This window comes from Cerasibacillus sp. JNUCC 74, from assembly GCF_053667775.1.
Window position 1 is genome coordinate 1,996,722 of the sequence record NZ_CM132207.1, and the last position, 19,468, is coordinate 2,016,189.

Below are 19,468 nucleotides of genomic sequence, written 5' to 3' on the forward strand. Positions count from 1 at the left end.
AGTTGATACATGATACAAAGGGTCAAAGTGGGAGAAAACGGCACCTAAATGCCCGATTGGTTCAATGGCCTTTAGGTCATACCCTTGTGGTACTAACATTCCGTGTAAAAAGCATTCCACGGAATGAAGTTTCACTTTATCGTATAAGAAAAACGATCGCTTTCGCCATAAAGACTTGACGACAAGACAAGTTTTTCTAATGATCCAGGAAATCATATTTCCAACATGATGGAATATCGAAAATAGATTGTTCTATTTTATATTGCTTTTAAGTCTGTGAACATGTATAGGGATTTTTACTAGACTTTTGTAACATACTATTTCCACATAAAAAGCGTAATTTTAATATAGAAGTCGCTTGACGTTTGTAAAATGATTAGGTGTTTAACTTTATAAGTAGAAGCAATCACTTATAAATTATTTTTTATACATGATTTTCTTTTTATATTTGCTTTATTTCGTTAAAATAGGGTATATATATGATATAGAAGATAACTATTTTCATTTAATTATTCCCTAATCTCTTTTAACTTATGGAAAAATCCTTTATTATATAATTAGATAGTATGAAGAATTGTCCTAAGGCTCATATGGAATATGTAGTAATCTTTGGTTAATTTTTGACAAAGGGGTATCATATGGAAAAAACAGAGTGGTATCTGGAATATGAAATTAAAATTAATCGCCCTGGTTTGCTTGGCGATATATCTTCCTTGCTTGGTATGCTATCCATCAATATTATCATGATAAATGGGGTGGAAAATTACCGGCGAGGAATGCTGCTCCTTTCTAAATATGATGAAAATATTTTACGTTTAAAATCTATTTTAAAAACAATGGATACCATTAGGGTTATTAAGCTGCGCCAACCTAAACTTCGTGATAAATTAGCTGTTCGTCATGGCAGGTATATACATCGGGATGTAGATGACCATAAAACCGTTCGTTTCAATCGCGATGATCTTGGCTTGCTTGTAGACTTTATGGCAGAGTTATTTAAAACAGATGGACATAAATTGATTGGAATTCGCGGCATGCCTAGAGTAGGGAAAACAGAATCGGTAGTTGCTGCAAGTGTATGTGCTAATAAACGATGGCTATTTGTATCCAGCACACTTTTAAAACAAACGGTACGCAATAAGCTAATTGAAGGAGAGTACAATCCAGATAATGTTTATATTATCGATGGTATTGTATCGACACGTCGTGCAAATGAACAGCATTGGCAACTTATTCGAGAAGTTATGCGACTCCCCTCAATTAAAGTTGTGGAGCATCCAGATATATTTGTCCAAATGACGGAATATGAAATAACTGATTTTGATTATATTATTGAATTACGTAATCATGAGGATGAAGAAATTACATATGAACCTGTTGAGCCACAGCAGTTTAAACAAGAAAACGGAACATCAATGTTTGATTTTTAAAATGGATGGTGTTGGATATGCAGATTGGAGAAAGATTAAAAGAAGCAAGAGAGGCGAGGAACCTCTCTTTAGAAGAATTACAAGAAATGACAAAAATTCAAAAAAGATATTTACAGGCAATTGAAGAAGGAAATTTGCAAATCCTTCCAGGCAAGTTTTATGCGCGTGCATTTATGAAGGAATATGCGAATGCCGTTGGATTAGATCCTGATGAACTATTAGAGGAACATAAAGAGGAAGTACCAAAGACGGAAGAACCTAGCGAAGAGCAATACTCTCGTATGCAGCGTTCTCGTAAAAGCCAAGCTGAAAAAAGCTCCTCCAACTTTTCTTTATTTCCAACCATTATTGTTGTTTTACTTATTATCGGGATCATTGCTGTAGCTATTTTCTTTATTTCCCAAAATATGTCGGGTACAGGCAGTGAAGAGCCAGTAAAAAATGGAAATAGTAGTAATGATATAATCATTAAAGATGATAATGAAGACAATGAAGCTGCAGCCAATGAAAATGCAGATGATAGTGAAAAGTCGGATGAGCAAGATAAGGCTGATGACAAAGATAAAGACAAAGATAAAGAAGCTGAATTTAATGTTATTGAAAAAGGTACCGGCAGTACCCCAGAGTCGACTGTAGAATTCACATACACGGGAGAAGAAGTAACAGCTAAATTAGAAGCAACTGGGGATACATGGTTGGGTGTTAAAGCAGATAATGGGGAAGAACTATTTGCCGAGAATATGTTTAATCAAGATCAATCTCCATTAGAAATTGATTTAAGTGGTAAAGAGCGCGTCTTTTTCAAAATCGGTAATGCTTCCGTCTTAACTATCACTATTAATGGTGTAGAAATGGAATACCCAGTAGATGCAAGCAATGTAAGACAAAATATATGGATTGAATTGAAACAAGAAACCGAATAAATTTTTATAAACCCTTCCTTTCAACTTTTGGGGAAGGGTTTATCACTTTACTAGGAGGATCTATATGAACTTACCAAATAAATTAACCTTATCACGAATTTGTTTAATTCCAATTTTTATCATTTTAATGAGTGTACCGTTTTCCTGGGGAACTTGGCAAATTGGTGAAGCTGAGTTACCGGTAGTACATTTCATTTCCGCCTTACTGTTTATTTTTGCTGCAGGCACAGACTGGGTAGATGGTCATTATGCCCGTAAGTACAACCTTGTTACCAATTTAGGGAAATTCTTAGATCCACTCGCTGATAAGCTGCTCGTCTCAGCAGCGCTTATTATATTAGTTGAAATGGGAGTCGCACCTGCATGGGTTGTCATCATTATTATTAGCAGGGAATTTGCAGTGACAGGTCTTCGACTAGTTGCAGCAGGGGAAGGCATTGTTTTAGCTGCAGGCAAAATGGGGAAATTAAAAACAGCAACGCAAATGGTAGCTATTGCTGTTTTATTGCTCCATAATTTTCCGTTTTCTTATATAGGATTTCCGTTTGGAGAAGTTATGTTATATATAAGTTTATTGTTTACAGTATGGTCTGGTGTCGATTATTTTGTTAAAAACTGGCATGTAATGAGGGATTCTAAATGAGTAAGACAATAAATGCTGAAATTGTAGCTGTAGGTACAGAGCTGTTACTTGGTCAAATTGCGAATACAAATGCACAATGGTTATCCCAGCAGCTAGCTAATTATGGTGTTAATGTATTTTACCATGTGGTTGTGGGGGATAATTTAAATCGAGTTGTAGAGACCTTTAAGCAGGCACATGATCGATCCGATGTTATTATTGTAACTGGAGGACTCGGACCAACAGACGATGATTTAACAAGAGAAGCATTTCAACAGTTAAGCCAATTTTCTTTAGTTGAACATAAGCCCTCCATGGATAAAATTCAAGCCTATTTTAAAAAGCAGCAGACAACCATGACTCCAAACAATCGGAAGCAGGCAAGAGTATTTGCTGAGGCAATGGTTTGGCCAAATCATGTGGGGATGGCTCCGGGAATGATGGTTTCTTTTGAAAGTCGAACATGGATCTTTTTACCCGGTGTACCGCGTGAGATGAAAGCCTTAGCAGAGCAGTATATGTTTCCTGCTTTACAGCAATTAATGGGAAAAGAAGAATTGATTAAATCGGTGGCTTTAAAATTTGTCGGCATTGGTGAATCGAAACTGGAGCATGAACTGTATGATCTTATTCATGGACAAAGTAATCCGACGATAGCACCATTAGCACAGGAAGATGGTATTATGATTAGACTTACAGCAAAGAGTGATTCCCTAAAGCAAGCAGACGAACTATTAACGGCGACGAAAACGAAAATAATAGAGCGTGTTGGACATTATATCTACGGTGTCAATCATGAAACGTTAGAAGGGAAAGTCGTAGCGTTATTAGCAAAACAACAGAAGACAATTGCTGCTGCGGAAAGCTTAACAGGTGGACTGTTTGCTGAAAAGCTAACTGCCGTCTCCGGCGCTTCAAATGTATTTCATGGCGGTATTGTAAGCTATACAAATCATGTGAAAGAACACACACTAGGTGTTTCTAAGAAAACCTTGCAAACAAAAGGTGCTATTAGCGAAGAATGTGCAAAAGAAATGGCAGAGCAAGTAGCACATAAATTAGGTGCATCGATTGGTATTTCTTTTACCGGAGTAGCAGGACCAACGGAAATGGAAGGTCATCCAGTCGGTTTAGTTTATATTGGTATTTATGATGAAATTGGAACACATGTGGAAAAATGTTTATTTCAGGGAGATCGCAGTGCAATTAGACGTAGATCTGTAGTGAAAGGCTTAGAGCTTTTGTATAAAAAACTAAAATGATAAAATAAAACAACGTATGTTACGTATTTTCGTTTTTTTAGTAAATTATTTTATGACAAATCTAATTTTTTGGTAAATATTCAAGTGAAAAAAGGGGAACATTTATTCGTTTTTTGCTTGGCAAATAAACGAAAAGCATGTATGATGGAAATAGATTAATAAAGGAGGGCGATGTTTTGAGTGATAAAAAACAAGCTTTAGATATGGCATTAAAACAAATAGAAAAGCAATTTGGCAAAGGTTCTATCATGAAATTGGGGGAACAGGCTGAACAAAAAGTAGCAACCATACCTAGCGGCTCCTTAGCGTTAGATGTTGCACTTGGAATTGGTGGGTACCCAAAAGGCCGAGTTGTTGAAATATACGGTCCGGAATCATCCGGTAAAACAACAGTAGCTTTACATGCAATTGCTGAAGCACAACGCCAGGGGGGACAAGCGGCATTTATTGATGCAGAGCATGCGCTTGATCCTACATATGCTCGTGCTTTAGGTGTGAATATTGAAGAGCTTCTGCTTTCTCAGCCTGATACTGGAGAACAAGCACTTGAAATTGCGGAAGCACTTGTTCGGAGTGGTGCGGTTGATATTATAGTTGTAGATTCGGTGGCTGCTCTTGTTCCGAAAGCGGAAATCGAAGGGGAAATGGGAGACTCCCATGTTGGTTTACAAGCTCGTTTAATGTCTCAAGCATTACGTAAATTATCAGGTGCCATTAACAAGTCAAAATCTACAGCTATTTTCATTAACCAAATTCGGGAAAAAGTCGGTGTCATGTTCGGAAATCCTGAAACAACTCCAGGTGGACGAGCTCTTAAGTTCTACTCTTCTGTAAGACTTGAAGTACGCCGCGCAGAAGCAATAAAGCAGGGCAACGATATGGTCGGAAACAAAACAAGAATTAAAGTTGTCAAAAATAAAGTTGCTCCTCCGTTTAAACAAGCAGAGGTTGATATTATGTATGGAGAAGGCATCTCTAAAGAGGGAGAAATCCTTGACATGGGATCGGACTTGGATATCGTTCAAAAAAGTGGTGCTTGGTATTCGTATAATGGAGAACGGCTTGGACAAGGACGGGAAAATGCAAAGCAGTTTTTAAAAGAAAACCAAGAGATAATGGCAGAAATTCATACAGCAATCAGAGAGCATCATCATTTAGATGACGAACCGAAAGAAAAAGAAGAAGATACTGTTGAAGCGTTTAGTCAGGAAAGCTTAGATGTTTAAAATGAAATCTCTTGCTATTCTAGCAGGGGATTTTTTGTTCTTGTCGAAAAAATTATATTCGTTTCTATCTTGTGAATCACTTTTAGCATATCGTCTAGCTTAAGCGCTCTAGTACTAGCAAACTTCGATCTCCTTTCTAGGTAAGTTAACATCAGCTCGAATCTAAAGGAAGGCCGACGAAAAGCGGGCCTGCCTCAGGTGTCGGGCATACTCCTGTTGCAGGGATATGTTTCTTTTGTCCTGTATTTAAAGATTCATCCGTTCTAAGCTTTATTGTCACCCCCAAAAATTAATCAGCTTTCTCAGTACAAAAAAAGTAGCCTGTTTTCTTGTATTTTGTTGGTAAATTGTACCATTTATCATGTAAATCAGTAATTAAGTTGTGACGTTTCCTTGACATTCTTATCAGACACAATTAAAATTAAATTTGTATAAATTTATCATTTTCATGATATAATTTATGTTTATTCAACGCATTGAAAATTTTACATGCCGACAATAATTGATGTACAACTTTATAGCAAGAGGAGGTGAAATCATGGACAGTCTTATGCTCATCTCCATTTTGCTTGTAATCCTAATCGTCGGTATTGTTGTTGGTTATCTGATTCGTAGGTCTATTGCTGAAGCAAAAATTTCTAGTGCAGAAACATTAGCAAAACAAATTGTTGATGAGGCACGTCGGAATGCTGAAGCTTCAAAGAAAGAGGCACTTCTTGAAGCAAAGGATGAAATTCATAAACTTCGACAGCAAACAGAGGACGAGCTTCGTGAACGACGTGGTGAGGTTCAGAAGCAAGAGAATCGTCTGATGCAAAAAGAAGAAAATTTAGACAAAAAAAGTGAATCATTAGATAAGCGAGAGCTTATGTTGGAACAAAGAGAACAGTCTTTAACAGACAAACAACAACAAATTGAAGAAATGGAAAGCAAAGTGGAAGCTATTTTACAAGAGCAGCAAACGGAGCTTGAACGCATTTCAGGATATACAATAGACCAAGCTAAGCAAATTATTTTGGAACGAGTGGAAAAAGAGGTTGCACATGATGCTGCTTTAATCATTAAAGAGGCTGAAAATCGTGCAAAAGAAGAAGCTGATAAAAAGGCGAAGAACATTCTATCTTTAGCATTACAGCGTTGTGCTGCTGACCACGTTGCTGAAACAACAGTGTCTGTTGTAAACCTTCCAAATGACGAAATGAAGGGACGTATCATTGGTCGGGAAGGTCGTAATATTAGAACACTTGAAACCTTAACAGGAATTGACTTAATTATTGATGATACACCGGAAGCAGTTATATTATCTGGGTTTGACCCAATTCGTAGAGAGGTAGCTCGTCTAGCATTAGAAAAGTTGGTTCAGGATGGACGGATTCACCCTGCGCGAATCGAAGAAATGGTAGATAAAGCTAGACGTGATGTTGATGATTATATACGTGAGATTGGAGAAGAGACAACATTTGAAGTGGGTGTGCACGGATTACACCCAGATTTAATCAAAATTTTAGGTCGGTTAAAATATCGTACAAGCTATGGACAGAATGTTTTAAAACACTCAACTGAAGTAGCTTACTTAGCTGGTTTACTTGCTGCTGAACTTGGTGAAGATGAAATACTTGCAAGAAGAGCTGGACTGCTTCATGATATCGGAAAAGCAGTTGATCATGAAGTAGAAGGTAGTCATGTAGAGATTGGTAAAGAGCTCGCAATAAAGTACAAAGAGCATGAAGTTGTTATAAATTCTATTGCTTCACACCATGGCGATGAAGAACCTACTTCGATTATCTCTGTACTTGTAGCAGCTGCTGATGCCCTATCTGCAGCAAGACCTGGAGCAAGAAGTGAGACATTGGAGAATTATATTAAACGATTAGAAAAATTAGAAGAGATCTCTGAATCGTTCGTTGGTGTAGAAAAGTCTTTTGCTATTCAAGCTGGAAGGGAAATTCGAATTATGGTAAAACCAGATGAAATTGATGATGTGGAATCGGTAAGAATTGCTCGAGATATTCGCAAACGAATTGAAAGCGAGCTGGACTATCCAGGTCATATAAAAGTGACTGTAATTCGAGAAACACGTGCTGTCGAATATGCAAAATAAAAAGTGGTCCGTTGACCGCTTTTTATTTTGCTTTAAAAAAGGGGCACTATACTGAATGTGGGCGGTTTCTATTATTCCGACAAGGTTTATAATAAACAAAAAACACACGTCTTTCCCTCTCTTTTTTGTTAGCCTTAAGTTGTGCAAGAAAAGTAAAAAAGAGGGAAAACGCACAATCATAGAGTAGGGATTAATGTTAAACATGTAGAGGTATGGAATATAGAAAAGGTTTCAATCATGGTTGATAGAACTTCATATCAAAGTTAAAAAACAAAATTGCTCATTCTGTAAGAAACGAACCAAGCGGATTCATAGCTAACGAAAACAGTCTATTTAGAGGCTAATCTTATCCAAAACAGTTGTAAAAATACTAAAAAAAGGTGGAATCGTGCTGCCAAAGTGAATGAGCCCACGGCTGATAGGTATATTCCACTACTACATTGGACAAAGAACTGTTGTTGTTAAAGATGATAGATGTACATAGCAATTTGATCAGTGATATAGGAGTGCTGGAAAAATGAATTTTCATTAAAAATTACATACTATCGTTTACATAGCTAGAAGCAGCTAATAGCATTGTTAACTGGCTTTTTTATAGAGCCATAACCGTAATGGAATTGAAAAAAATGGTTTTTATTTTTGACATTTATTGCTCGTTATGAAAAACTGAAGATATGAAGAAAGATAGGATGAGAATAAGATGAAAATATTATTTATTGGCGATATTGTTGGATCTCCCGGTAGAAACATGCTTGAAAACTATTTACCCAAACTAAAAGAAAAGTATCGCCCAAACCTTACCATTGCTAATGGGGAAAATGCTGCAGCAGGGAAGGGAATCACAGAGAAAATTTACAAACAACTGCTAGAGTGGGGTATACAGGTTATTACATTGGGTAATCATACATGGGATAAAAAAGAAATATATGATTTTTTTCAAGATGCTAAAAATATGATCCGTCCAGCAAATTTCCCAAATAATAATCCCGGTAAAGGAATTGTCTATATTAATATAAATGGAGTAGAAGTTGCAGTGGTTAATTTACAGGGGAGGACTTTCTTACCTCCAAGCGATGACCCTTTTGTGAAAGCAGATACACTAATTGAAGAAGCGAAACAGCGAACCAACATTATCTTTGTCGATTTTCATGGAGAGGCTACAAGTGAAAAACAAGCATTTGGTTGGTATGTAGATGGCAGGGTAAGTGCTGTAGTCGGTACCCACACCCACACTCAAACCGCAGATGAACGGATTTTACCCAAAGGGACTGCATATATAACAGATGTAGGCATGACAGGGCCGTATGATGGTATTTTAGGCGTTGAAAGGGAAGCAGTAATTCAACGTTTCCTAACATCTATGCCAGTTCGTTTTGAAGTCCCTAAAAAGGGAAGAACGCAATTGAATGGGTGTTTTATAAATATTGATCCAAAGAGCGGAAAAGCAATCAAGATTAAACGAATCTTAATTAATGAGGACCACCCATTTTTGGATTAAAAATTTTTACCAACAGAAGTAGAATTGAAAGGCTTTACAGATTTATTAATTGAATGTTAAGAATTATTAATGCATAATAAAGGTAATAAGCTATCATCTCCACGAATATAGTAACATTAGGACTATAATAGTTAAATGAAGGAGGTACTAGTAATGGAAGTATTAAAAGTGTCAGCAAAATCAAATCCAAATTCAGTAGCAGGTGCACTTGCAAATGTGTTAAGAGAACGTGGCTCAGCAGAAATTCAAGCCATTGGCGCTGGTGCATTAAACCAGGCGGTGAAGGCAGTAGCAATTGCACGAGGATTTGTTGCACCTAGTGGCGTAGACCTCATTTGTATACCAGCTTTTACAGATATTTTAATTGATGATGAAGAACGTACAGCGATTAAATTAATTGTAGAGCCTAGATAAGAATTAATTTCATTTAAAATAAAGTGTTGCGCCTATGCGTAGCACTATTTTTATTGTCTAGGAATTACAAATTTTGTATAACGTTTTAGCCACATTTAGCGCCTAGCCCTCGGGTCATTTCCCTTTGAAAGCAACCTAACCGAAGTTCCAGCACTTGTCGAAGCTGACCAAGGCACTTGCGCCATTGTTTTGGAAACTTCGTAGTTTGTCGAGTCGCTTCTCATAAATAGTTTATAAAAGAGGCAAGCAGGATGAAGTTATTCTTGTGAGTTTAAATAACTCCTATTAGACAACCACTTTAGTTTTTGTTGTTTAATTTGGATGAAGCCTTTATAATAAACTAATGGATACTAAAGCTTGTTTATCCTATCCAGTGATAGACCCCTAATTTTTTATAGTTAGGATCAGATGAGTCTTATTAGATGAAGAAAGATAAAAATTTTATCACAGAATCATTCGATGTTGCAGTGAGGTTTTTTAAAGTTTTACGTATACATGGAACTAGGTGGTAAGTGTATTAAGGTTTGATGCTAGCCAAGTTCTCTTTAATTAAAGAAAGGAGTTTTCAAATGAACGAACAACAACGTAAAGAGCAATTACAAATTAAGCAAGTCAATAATCCAACGGACGTAAAATCCGCAGTGGATAATATAAAACGGATCAAAAATACTTCTAGTGATGAAATGATTGCCAAATACTTTAAAACCACATTTGAACCACCAAATATAAATAAAGCGCGAAAACGAGGCCGTGATGAGGTAAAGGTGCATTATGATTTTGCTATTCCAGAAGATATGCATAACATCGGTAAAGGCAAAAAGTTTTTAATTCGTACGTATGGATGCCAAATGAATGAGCATGATACCGAAGTGATGGCAGGCATTCTAACAGAGATGGGATATGAATCAACTATAGAGACAGATGAAGCTGATATTATTCTACTCAATACATGTGCTATTCGTGAAAACGCTGAAAATAAAGTGTTTGGTGAAATCGGACATTTGAAGCCATTAAAGTTGGAAAAACCGGACCTTATTCTTGGCGTATGCGGATGTATGTCTCAACAAGAGTCAGTTGTTAACCGCATCTTAAAGAAACACCAACATGTCGATTTAATCTTTGGTACCCATAATATTCATCGGTTACCGCAGCTGATTAAAGAGGCGATGTTTGGTAAAGAAAAAATCGTTGAAGTTTGGTCCAAAGAAGGCGATGTAATTGAGAACTTACCAAAGGTTCGCAAAGGAAAAATTAAAGCATGGGTAAATATTATGTATGGATGTGATAAATTCTGTACGTATTGCATTGTTCCTATGACACGTGGAAAAGAGAGAAGCCGTCTTCCAGAGGATATTATTCAAGAAGTTCGCCACCTGGCGGCACAAGGCTATAAAGAGATTACGTTATTAGGACAAAATGTAAATGCGTATGGAAAAGACTTTACCAATCGGACATATGGTCTTGGCGATCTAATGGATGAACTCCGTAAAATTGATATTCCAAGAATTCGGTTTACCACTTCGCACCCAAGAGATTTTGATGATCATTTAATAGAAGTGCTTGCTAAAGGTGGAAATTTACTTGACCATATCCATTTACCCGTTCAATCCGGAAGTAATGAGATATTAAAAAAGATGAATCGCAAATATACAAGAGAATCCTACTTAGAACTGGTACGTAAAATCCGTAAGGCAATGCCAAATGCGACATTAACAACGGATATTATTGTCGGATTTCCAAATGAAACGGAAGAACAGTTTGAGGAAACGCTTAGCCTAGTAGAAGAGGTTGGATTTGAAGCTGCATACACATTTATTTATTCACCACGTGAAGGGACACCTGCAGCTAGGAAAAAAGATAATGTATCTGAAGAGGTAAAGAAACAACGTTTATATCGTTTAAATGAATTAGTAAATACGCAATCTGCTGCTTCAATGAAAAACTATCAGGATAAAGTAGTGAAGGTACTTGTTGAGGGAGAAAGTAAAAAAGATCCAAACATATTAGCTGGCTATACAGAAAGGAATAAGCTAGTTAACTTTAAAGGACCAAAATCAGCAATTGGGCAAATTGTTGATGTCAAAATAACAGAGACAAAAACATGGTCCTTAAGTGGTGTTATGGTAGAAAATACAGTTGGGGTGGAATAACATGGCAGAATATACACGTAAGCAGGTGCTTGACGAAGCAAAAAAAATAGCGGTTATGCTTGCCAATACCGAAGAAATCGAGCGCTTTAAGCAAGTAGAAGCAAAAATTAATGAAAATAAAAAAGTACAGAGTTTAATTACTAAGATTAAAGCATTACAAAAACAAGCTGTAAACTTACAAGCTTACGGAAAAAAAGAAGCATTAAAAAAAGTAGAAGAACAACTCGATATTTTTCAAAAAGAAATTGACGCTATTCCAGTTGTTCAGGAATTTAAAGAGACACAAGTTCTCGTTAATGATGTATTGCAGTTAATCACTGGAACGATTGCAAGAGAAGTTACGAATCATATTATTGAATCAACAGGTGGAAACGTATTGACTGGTGAAACTGGATCAAAACTAAGAAGTAAATCCGGATCCGGTTGCAGCCATTAATAAAAACGGGCAGGGAATCGCTTTAGTTCCTGTCCGTTATTTCATGTTAAGAATAGACGAAATTTCGTGTAATAGTTGACTTAGACGTCCGTTTTTTTGTATGAGGGCTACTAGGAGTTTTTTTAGCTACGAGTTTTCTGTAATAATCAAAAACGAAGCCTGTTATGGACATTATATATCACTCGCTTTAGCAACTTCACTATATTCCTTTTCCTCTTTTCCAAAATAGCTATGCACTTTAGGTATTTGTCTTGCATAAAATGACTATGAAAAAAGAGGAGGTAAAGGTAATCATGACTTTTTTAGATAAAGAGTATCGAGAGATTATAACAAAAGCGGTATGTGGTAAAGGTCGTAAGTTTTCGCAGGCAACCCATTCCATCTCGCCATCACATAAACCTTCTAGCATTTTAGGATGCTGGGTAATTAACCATTTATACAATGCCAAGAAGAAATCCAAAGACACAGTAGAAATCGTTGGCAGCTATGATGTTAATATTTGGTATTCATACAACGATAATACAAAAACGGAGGCAATAACGGAAAGAGTAACATACAGTGAAAAGGTTCCGCTTTCTGTTAAAGATGAGAATTGCCTAAGCGATGACTTTGATGTCATTGCCAAAGTTATTCAGCAGCCTAATTGCTTGAATTGTACAATTGAAAATAAAGGTCATAAGATTGCGGTAGAAATTGAACGGGAGTTTAGTGTACAGATTATTGGTGATACAAAAATAGCAGTCCGTGTTGATCCAAAGCGTGAGCATGTAGATGATGATGATGATGATGAAGTCTGGGATGTAGAACTAACAGATGATGAATTGGAAGATGTGAAACCGGATTTTGTTAATCAAGACTGATGAAATTACGAGGAATATTGTTCCTCGTAATTTTTTCATTTGTTTATGAACGGAAATCCGTTTCTACATGGTGGATATTTTTTATGAAAATAGCTTCGTCGTTTAGCTTATACACTCAGCGACTAGCAAACTTCGATCAGTCAACATCAGCTCGAATCTAAAGGAAGGCCGACTAAAAGCGCCTTGCCGCAGGGTCGGAATACTCCTGTTTTAGAGATGTGTTTTATTTATCTCACATGTGAGGTGCCGTACTTCTCTCATTTGAAAAATCCGCTTATTATTTTGCAAAACTTTAAGAGGAAAAAGGCACCTAAATGCCCGATTGGTTCAAAGACCTTTAGGTCATACCCTCGCGGTACTAATATTTCGTGTAAAGCGTTCCACGAAATGAAGTTTCTCTTTATCTTGTCAGAAGTTCTCCAGTTTGTATGTCGCTAAAACACACACTTCTAATTTTTGTTTTGTTCCAAATTTGATTAATCGAATGAAAATACGATTGTATGCTATAATAGCATAAGAATATTTGGGCTTTTTGGAGGATAAAATATGGCAAAACATACACCAATGATGGAACAATATTTAAGAATAAAAGCAGAGCATAAAGATGCCTTTCTCTTTTTTCGTTTAGGTGATTTTTATGAACTGTTTTACGATGACGCTATTCAAGCAGCTAGAGAATTAGAGATTACGTTAACAAAGCGGGATTCAGGAAAGGCAAAGCCAATTCCAATGTGTGGTGTTCCATATCATTCTGCGGATAATTACATAAAAATTTTGATTGATAAAGGCTATAAAGTAGCAATTTGTGAGCAAGTTGAGGATCCAAAGACGGCTAAAGGTGTCGTAAAACGAGAAGTCATCCAGTTAATAACACCTGGTACGGTAATGGAAAAGAATATGTTAAATGAGAAGGAGAATAATTATATTGCTAGTCTTTCTCATTTTGATTCCAGTTATGTGCTAGTATATAGTGATTTATCCACTGGAGAAAATCAAATTGCGGTCTTTGAACATGGTTGGGATAGCGTAATTCATGAATTATACAATCAACCGATTAAAGAAGTTGTTGTATCCTCTCAATTGCCTGAGGAATTACAAAAACAATTAAAAATGCGACTACAAGTTACGCTTTCCTATCAAGATGAAGTAAACTTTAATGGGGAATACCGTCACTTATGCGAAAACTTACATGATGAACGGCTATTAACTGCATTTAGCAGATTATTAAATTATATTCAGCATACACAAAAGCGTTCACTTGATCATATGCAACAAGCAAAAATTATTGAACTTAAAAACTATCTATCGTTAGACATGTTTTCTAAGCGCAATCTAGAGCTTACTGAAACATTAATAAAAAAAGAACGTTATGGCAGCTTGCTTTGGGTGCTCGATAAAACGGTAACAGCAATGGGAGCGCGGATGTTAAAAAAGTGGCTGGAGCGGCCATTATTGAATCCGACCCAAATGGAAGAAAGGCTGGAGATTGTTGATGGATTTTATCGGCAATTTATGGAACGAGATGTATTAAGAGAAACATTAAAATCAGTTTATGATTTGGAACGTCTCGCCGGTAGGGTTGCTTTTGGAAATGTCAATGCACGCGACCTTCAGCAATTAAAAAAATCATTACAAAAAATACCAGAAATTAGAGTATTATTACAGCAATTTGCCCAAAAAGAAATTCAACAATTAGCAGATCAATTTCAAGTATCTCCTGAGATTGTTGATCTACTTGAAGCAAGCATCGCTGATGATCCACCTCTTTCGATCAAAGAAGGAGATATCATTAAAGATGGTTATAATGAACAATTAGATACATATCGCGATGCTTCAAGAAATGGAAAGCAGTGGATTGCAGAGCTTGAACAAAAGGAAAAGCAGGGGACAAATATTAAATCCTTAAAAATTGGCTATAATCGAGTATTTGGTTATTATATCGAAGTTACTAAAGCAAACTTGCATTTGCTTCCTGAAGGACGATACGAACGAAAACAGACTTTAACGAATGCCGAAAGATTTGTTACACCAGAGTTGAAGGAGAAAGAACAACTCATTTTAGAAGCAGAAGAAAAAAGTGTTGAATTAGAGTATCAATTATTTATTGAAATTCGCGATCGCATTAAAGAATATATTCCAGAGTTACAACGATTGGCAGAAGAAGTAAGCTATGTTGATGTATTACAAGGATTTGCTACCGTAAGTGAAGCAAACAATTATGTTCGTCCTACATTTGACGAAGAACATCTTTTTATTAAGCAAAGCAGGCATCCGGTTATTGAGCAAGTGATGGATGATGGATCATTTGTACCAAATGACATTGAACTTGATCATAATAAACATATTTTGCTTATTACAGGTCCAAATATGTCTGGAAAAAGCACGTATATGCGCCAGTTAGCGTTAACTGTAATTATGGGACAAATTGGCTGCTTCGTACCGTGCGAATCAGCACAACTTCTTGTTTTTGACCAAATTTTCACGAGAATTGGAGCAGCAGATGACTTAGTTGCAGGACAAAGTACGTTCATGGTAGAAATGTTAGAAGCAAATCATGCAATTACAAATGCAACCGATAGAAGTCTTATTTTGTTTGATGAAATCGGTAGGGGAACAAGTACGTATGATGGAATGGCTTTAGCACAAGCAATTATTGAATATATTCACAACCATATTCATGCTAAGACGCTTTTTTCAACTCATTACCATGAACTTACAGTTTTGGAGAAAACCTTGCCAAATTTAAGAAATATTCATGTACGTGCAGAAGAACATGAAGGAAATGTCGTTTTTCTCCATCAAATTAAAGAAGGGCCTGCTGATCAAAGCTATGGTATCCATGTTGCTAAATTAGCGGATTTACCACAGACCTTAATTTCAAGAGCCGGGAAAATTTTAGCAGAATTAGAAGGAAAAGAGCATAAAAATAAACAACAGGAAGTAGCAGCTACGACAGAACAAACGGCTCAACTCTCCTTTTTCGTTGAAGAATCGAAAGAAAAGAAAGAACCAAGCACTTCCAAACAGGAAGCAATCGTTGTAAAGGAATTAAAAGAATTAGACCTGTTTGGCATGACACCGATAGATGCAATGAATGAACTCTATCGTTTGCAAAAGAAGGCTCGTAAAAGTTAGATGAAATAGTAGAATGATAAGTCAGCAATTTGTTAGAACCAAAAGGTAAAAGTGCCTTAATCAGCCCCGATAAGTGCTGGATCTCCAATAGAGGAGACTGCCTGCAAGGGGCTAGTCGCTTTCGTGTGCATAAGCTAGACAAAAAGAGATAACCGCATGTAAAAAAACGAAGATGGTTTCTTAGATACTGAAAAATGGACTTTCTCGCCTTTTATCAATGTTGATTTAAATGCGCAAGGAATTTACCGGTTGCTGTGGGGACTCGCGCTCTTGTTCCATATTTATCCCGCATGTAAGGTGCCGTAAGACTTCCACTTCAAAATCTTGAGTTGATACAAAAGGCCAAAGTGTGAGAAAACGGCACCTAAATGCCCGATTGGTTCAACTAACATTCCGTGTGAAAAGCGTTCCACGGAATGAAGTTTCACTTTATCCCGCATGTAAGGTGCCGTAAGACTTCCACTTCAAAATCTTGAGTTGATACAAAAGGCCAAAGTGTGAGAAAACGGCACCTAAATGCCCGATTGGTTCAACTAACATTCCGTGTGAAAAGCGTTCCACGGAATGAAGTTTCACTTTATCCCGCATGTAAGGTGCCGTAAGACTTCCACTTCAAAATCTTGAGTTGATACAAAAGGCCAAAGTGTGAGAAAACGGCACCTAAATGCCCGATTGGTTCAACTAACATTCCGTGTGAAAAGCGTTCCACGGAATGAAGTTTCACTTTATCCCGCATGTAAGGTGCCGTAAGACTTCCACTTCAAAATCTTGAGTTGATACAAAAGGCCAAAGTGTGAGAAAACGGCACCTAAATGCCCGATTGGTTCAAGGGCCTTTAGGTCATACCCTTGTGGTACTAACATTCAGTAGAAGAGGGAAGAAAACTTCTACTGAATGGAGTTTCACTTTACACTATAGGAAAGTATAAAATTTTAGGGTTTATAGTATAAGAAAAACTACAGCTTTCGCTAAAGACTTGGCGAGAAGCCAAGTCTTTCTAATTTTTAGAAGGAAGGGATGTTTGCATGAAAATAATTCAGATGCCAGATGCGCTCGCCAATAAAATCGCAGCTGGGGAAGTTGTAGAGCGACCGGCTTCTGTAGTAAAGGAACTTGTTGAGAACAGCATCGATGCAAACAGTACATGGATAAAAATTGATATTAAGGAAGCAGGACTTGAGGAAATCAAGGTGACAGATAATGGAGAAGGAATGTCCGAAGAAGATTGCGAAACCGCTTTTTTACGCCATGCCACGAGTAAAATTAAAAGTGAAACAGATTTATTCCATGTCCATACGCTAGGGTTCCGTGGGGAGGCACTTGCCAGTATTGCTTCTGTAAGTAAAGTAACGATACAAACTTCAACTGGTGAAGAAGCAGGAACTTATTTGGCTCTGGAAGGAGGAAAAGTAACTGGAAAAAAGAAGGCATCAGCAAGAAAGGGCTCCGAAATTACGGTAACCGATTTATTTTATAATACGCCTGCTCGTTTAAAATATATGAAGACCATTCATACCGAGCTTGGTCATATTACTGACTTAATCAACCGTTTGGCTTTATCCCATCCAGAAGTGCGCTTTGAAGTAACACATAATGGAAGGGGGATTTTTCGAACAGCCGGAACCGGAGATTTATTACAGGTTATTTCTCAAGTTTATGGTATGAATGTAGCTAGGCAGATGCTTGATGTTAAACATGAAACGCTTGATTTTAGTATCGAAGGGTATATTGCTAAGCCGGAAGTGACGAGAGCTTCGAGAAATTACATCTCGACAATTATAAATGGGCGATATATTAAAAGCATTCCTTTAAATAAAGCGATCATTCAAGCGTATCATACATTACTTCCAATTGGCCGTTCACCCATTGTTGTCTTATTGATTCAAATGGACCCGATTTTAGTCGATGTTAATGTTCATCCAACGAAACTGGAAGTACGTTTTAGTAAAGAGAAAGAACTGTTTCAAGCGATTGAACTAGCCATAAAAAGTCGCTTTAAAGAAATTTCTTTAATTCCCGAAATGGAGCAGAAACCTTTACCTAAAGTAAAGACGGTTCAGCATAGCATGGATTTTAGTAAACCAACATCACAACCAAGAAATGATGATCATTGGCAACAGACGATATATGAACCGACTACATCCTCTTCTTTTATGGATAAGAAGAAAGAAGAGCATATAACAACGACAGAACAAGAACCGTACTTATCCGAACCTGTTATAGAACAAGAGCAATATACAGCGAGTAACGATGAAGTTAAAATCGACGAGACAATTCATGAAACGCGACCGGAAGAACCACGCGTCCCAATTATGTATCCAATTGGGCAGCTGCAAGGAACGTATATTTTAGCGCAAAACGAAAATGGTTTATACATGATTGATCAACATGCGGCACAAGAACGAGTGAAGTATGAGTTCTTCAAGAAAAAACTAGGGGCGCCAATCAATGAACTGCAGGAATTGCTAATCCCATTAACTTTTGAATTTTCCAAGCAGGAATCTATTTGGATTGAACAGTATAAAGAAGAACTAAAACAAGCAGGAATCTTTTTTGAATCATTCGGTCACCAAACATATATTGTTCGTTCACACCCAAATTGGTTTCCAACCGGATATGAGGAAGATATTATCCGGGAAATGGTCGAACAAATAATGAGTGAGGAAAAAATAGATGTTGAAAAAATTCGTGAAGAGGCAGCAATTTTAATGTCTTGCAAGCGGTCAATAAAGGCAAATCATTATTTAAATCAAGACGAAATGTTTCAACTGCTTGAACACTTGCGGCAGACCGAAGATCCATTCACTTGTCCGCATGGCAGACCAATTATTGTTCACTTTTCCACGTATGAATTGAAGAAAATGTTTAAACGAGTGATGTAACTATGTATAAAAATAGCCACATCTTTCCAATACTAAGAAAAAATAGAGAAGGTGTGTGCTATGGAAAATCAAACACTTGTAAAATTTTTAAATCAACTCCTTTCTAATCAATTTGTATTGTATGTAAAATTACATCGTTATCACTGGTTTATTCAAGGGAGAAACTTCTTTGTATTACACAAACAATTTGAAGACATGTATGACCAAATAGCTCAAGATTTAGATGAAGTTGCTGAGCGAATTTTAATGATTAATGGAAAACCATTAGCAACAATGGTGAAATATATTAAAGAGGCGACGTTAGAAGAGGCTTCTGCTGATGATGAAGAACATGAAATCATTCAACAACTAGTTTCAGACCTTCAGCAAATGGTATCGGAAATTCAAGATCAAGGTTTACCAGAAGCAAGCCGTCTACATGACAGTCCAACAGAGGATTTACTTATAGGTATACAGGCAAATCTGGAAAAATATATTTGGATGCTTAGAGCTTATTTACAAGATAAATAATGCAGTAGAATTAGGGGAA

The 19,468-nt window shown here is 36.8% G+C and carries 14 protein-coding genes; all 14 read left to right on the forward strand.

Going from position 1 to position 19,468, the window contains the following annotated elements; all coding sequences use genetic code 11:
* Nucleotides 1-638: 638 nt before the first annotated feature.
* The 14 genes from JNUCC74_RS08770 (at nt 639) to JNUCC74_RS08835 (ending at nt 19,449) form a co-directional block, all read left to right on the forward strand.
* Nucleotides 639-1,430 carry a DUF3388 domain-containing protein gene (locus tag JNUCC74_RS08770; protein WP_077320482.1) on the forward strand — a complete coding sequence of 264 codons (792 nt, stop codon included), beginning with the start codon at nt 639-641 and terminating at the stop codon, nt 1,428-1,430.
* 17 nt (nt 1,431-1,447) lie between these two features.
* Entirely contained in the window at nt 1,448-2,353 is a 906-nt protein-coding gene (locus tag JNUCC74_RS08775) for a helix-turn-helix domain-containing protein (protein ID WP_454067698.1), read from the forward strand.
* Between the two features lie 64 nt (nt 2,354-2,417).
* Nucleotides 2,418-2,996, forward strand: coding sequence for a CDP-diacylglycerol--glycerol-3-phosphate 3-phosphatidyltransferase (pgsA, locus tag JNUCC74_RS08780; RefSeq protein ID WP_454067699.1), 579 nt, complete (start codon nt 2,418-2,420; stop codon nt 2,994-2,996).
* Nucleotides 2,993-4,237: a competence/damage-inducible protein A gene (locus tag JNUCC74_RS08785; protein ID WP_454067700.1), complete on the forward strand. Its 1,245-nt coding sequence runs from the start codon at nt 2,993-2,995 to the stop codon at nt 4,235-4,237. The genes pgsA and JNUCC74_RS08785 overlap by 4 nt, the downstream gene beginning before the upstream one ends.
* Before the next feature lie 176 nt (nt 4,238-4,413).
* Nucleotides 4,414-5,463 carry a recombinase RecA gene (gene recA / locus JNUCC74_RS08790; protein ID WP_077320486.1) on the forward strand — a complete coding sequence of 350 codons (1,050 nt, stop codon included), beginning with the start codon at nt 4,414-4,416 and terminating at the stop codon, nt 5,461-5,463.
* A gap of 538 nt (nt 5,464-6,001) precedes the next feature.
* On the forward strand, nt 6,002-7,564 hold the full coding sequence (gene rny, locus JNUCC74_RS08795) for a ribonuclease Y (RefSeq protein ID WP_454067701.1): 1,563 nt from the start codon (nt 6,002-6,004) through the stop codon (nt 7,562-7,564).
* 700 nt (nt 7,565-8,264) lie between these two features.
* On the forward strand, nt 8,265-9,062 hold the full coding sequence (locus JNUCC74_RS08800) for a TIGR00282 family metallophosphoesterase (protein WP_454067702.1): 798 nt from the start codon (nt 8,265-8,267) through the stop codon (nt 9,060-9,062).
* A gap of 153 nt (nt 9,063-9,215) precedes the next feature.
* Entirely contained in the window at nt 9,216-9,476 is a 261-nt protein-coding gene (locus tag JNUCC74_RS08805; protein ID WP_021291504.1) for a stage V sporulation protein S, read from the forward strand.
* A gap of 569 nt (nt 9,477-10,045) precedes the next feature.
* Entirely contained in the window at nt 10,046-11,626 is a 1,581-nt protein-coding gene (gene miaB, locus JNUCC74_RS08810) for a tRNA (N6-isopentenyl adenosine(37)-C2)-methylthiotransferase MiaB (RefSeq protein ID WP_454067703.1), read from the forward strand.
* A 1-nt stretch (nt 11,627) separates the two neighbouring features.
* Nucleotides 11,628-12,062: a RicAFT regulatory complex protein RicA family protein gene (locus tag JNUCC74_RS08815; protein WP_077320491.1), complete on the forward strand. Its 435-nt coding sequence runs from the start codon at nt 11,628-11,630 to the stop codon at nt 12,060-12,062.
* A 293-nt stretch (nt 12,063-12,355) separates the two neighbouring features.
* Nucleotides 12,356-12,922: an outer spore coat protein CotE gene (gene cotE, locus JNUCC74_RS08820; protein ID WP_454067704.1), complete on the forward strand. Its 567-nt coding sequence runs from the start codon at nt 12,356-12,358 to the stop codon at nt 12,920-12,922.
* Nucleotides 12,923-13,468: 546 nt separating this feature from the next.
* Nucleotides 13,469-16,057, forward strand: a complete 2,589-nt coding sequence (mutS, locus tag JNUCC74_RS08825) for a DNA mismatch repair protein MutS (protein WP_454067705.1) — start codon at nt 13,469-13,471, stop codon at nt 16,055-16,057.
* 1,025 nt (nt 16,058-17,082) lie between these two features.
* Nucleotides 17,083-18,939, forward strand: a complete 1,857-nt coding sequence (mutL, locus tag JNUCC74_RS08830) for a DNA mismatch repair endonuclease MutL (protein ID WP_454067706.1) — start codon at nt 17,083-17,085, stop codon at nt 18,937-18,939.
* Nucleotides 18,940-18,999: 60 nt separating this feature from the next.
* Nucleotides 19,000-19,449, forward strand: coding sequence for a Dps family protein (locus tag JNUCC74_RS08835; protein WP_454067707.1), 450 nt, complete (start codon nt 19,000-19,002; stop codon nt 19,447-19,449).
* The last annotated feature ends 19 nt before the right edge of the window (nt 19,450-19,468 follow it).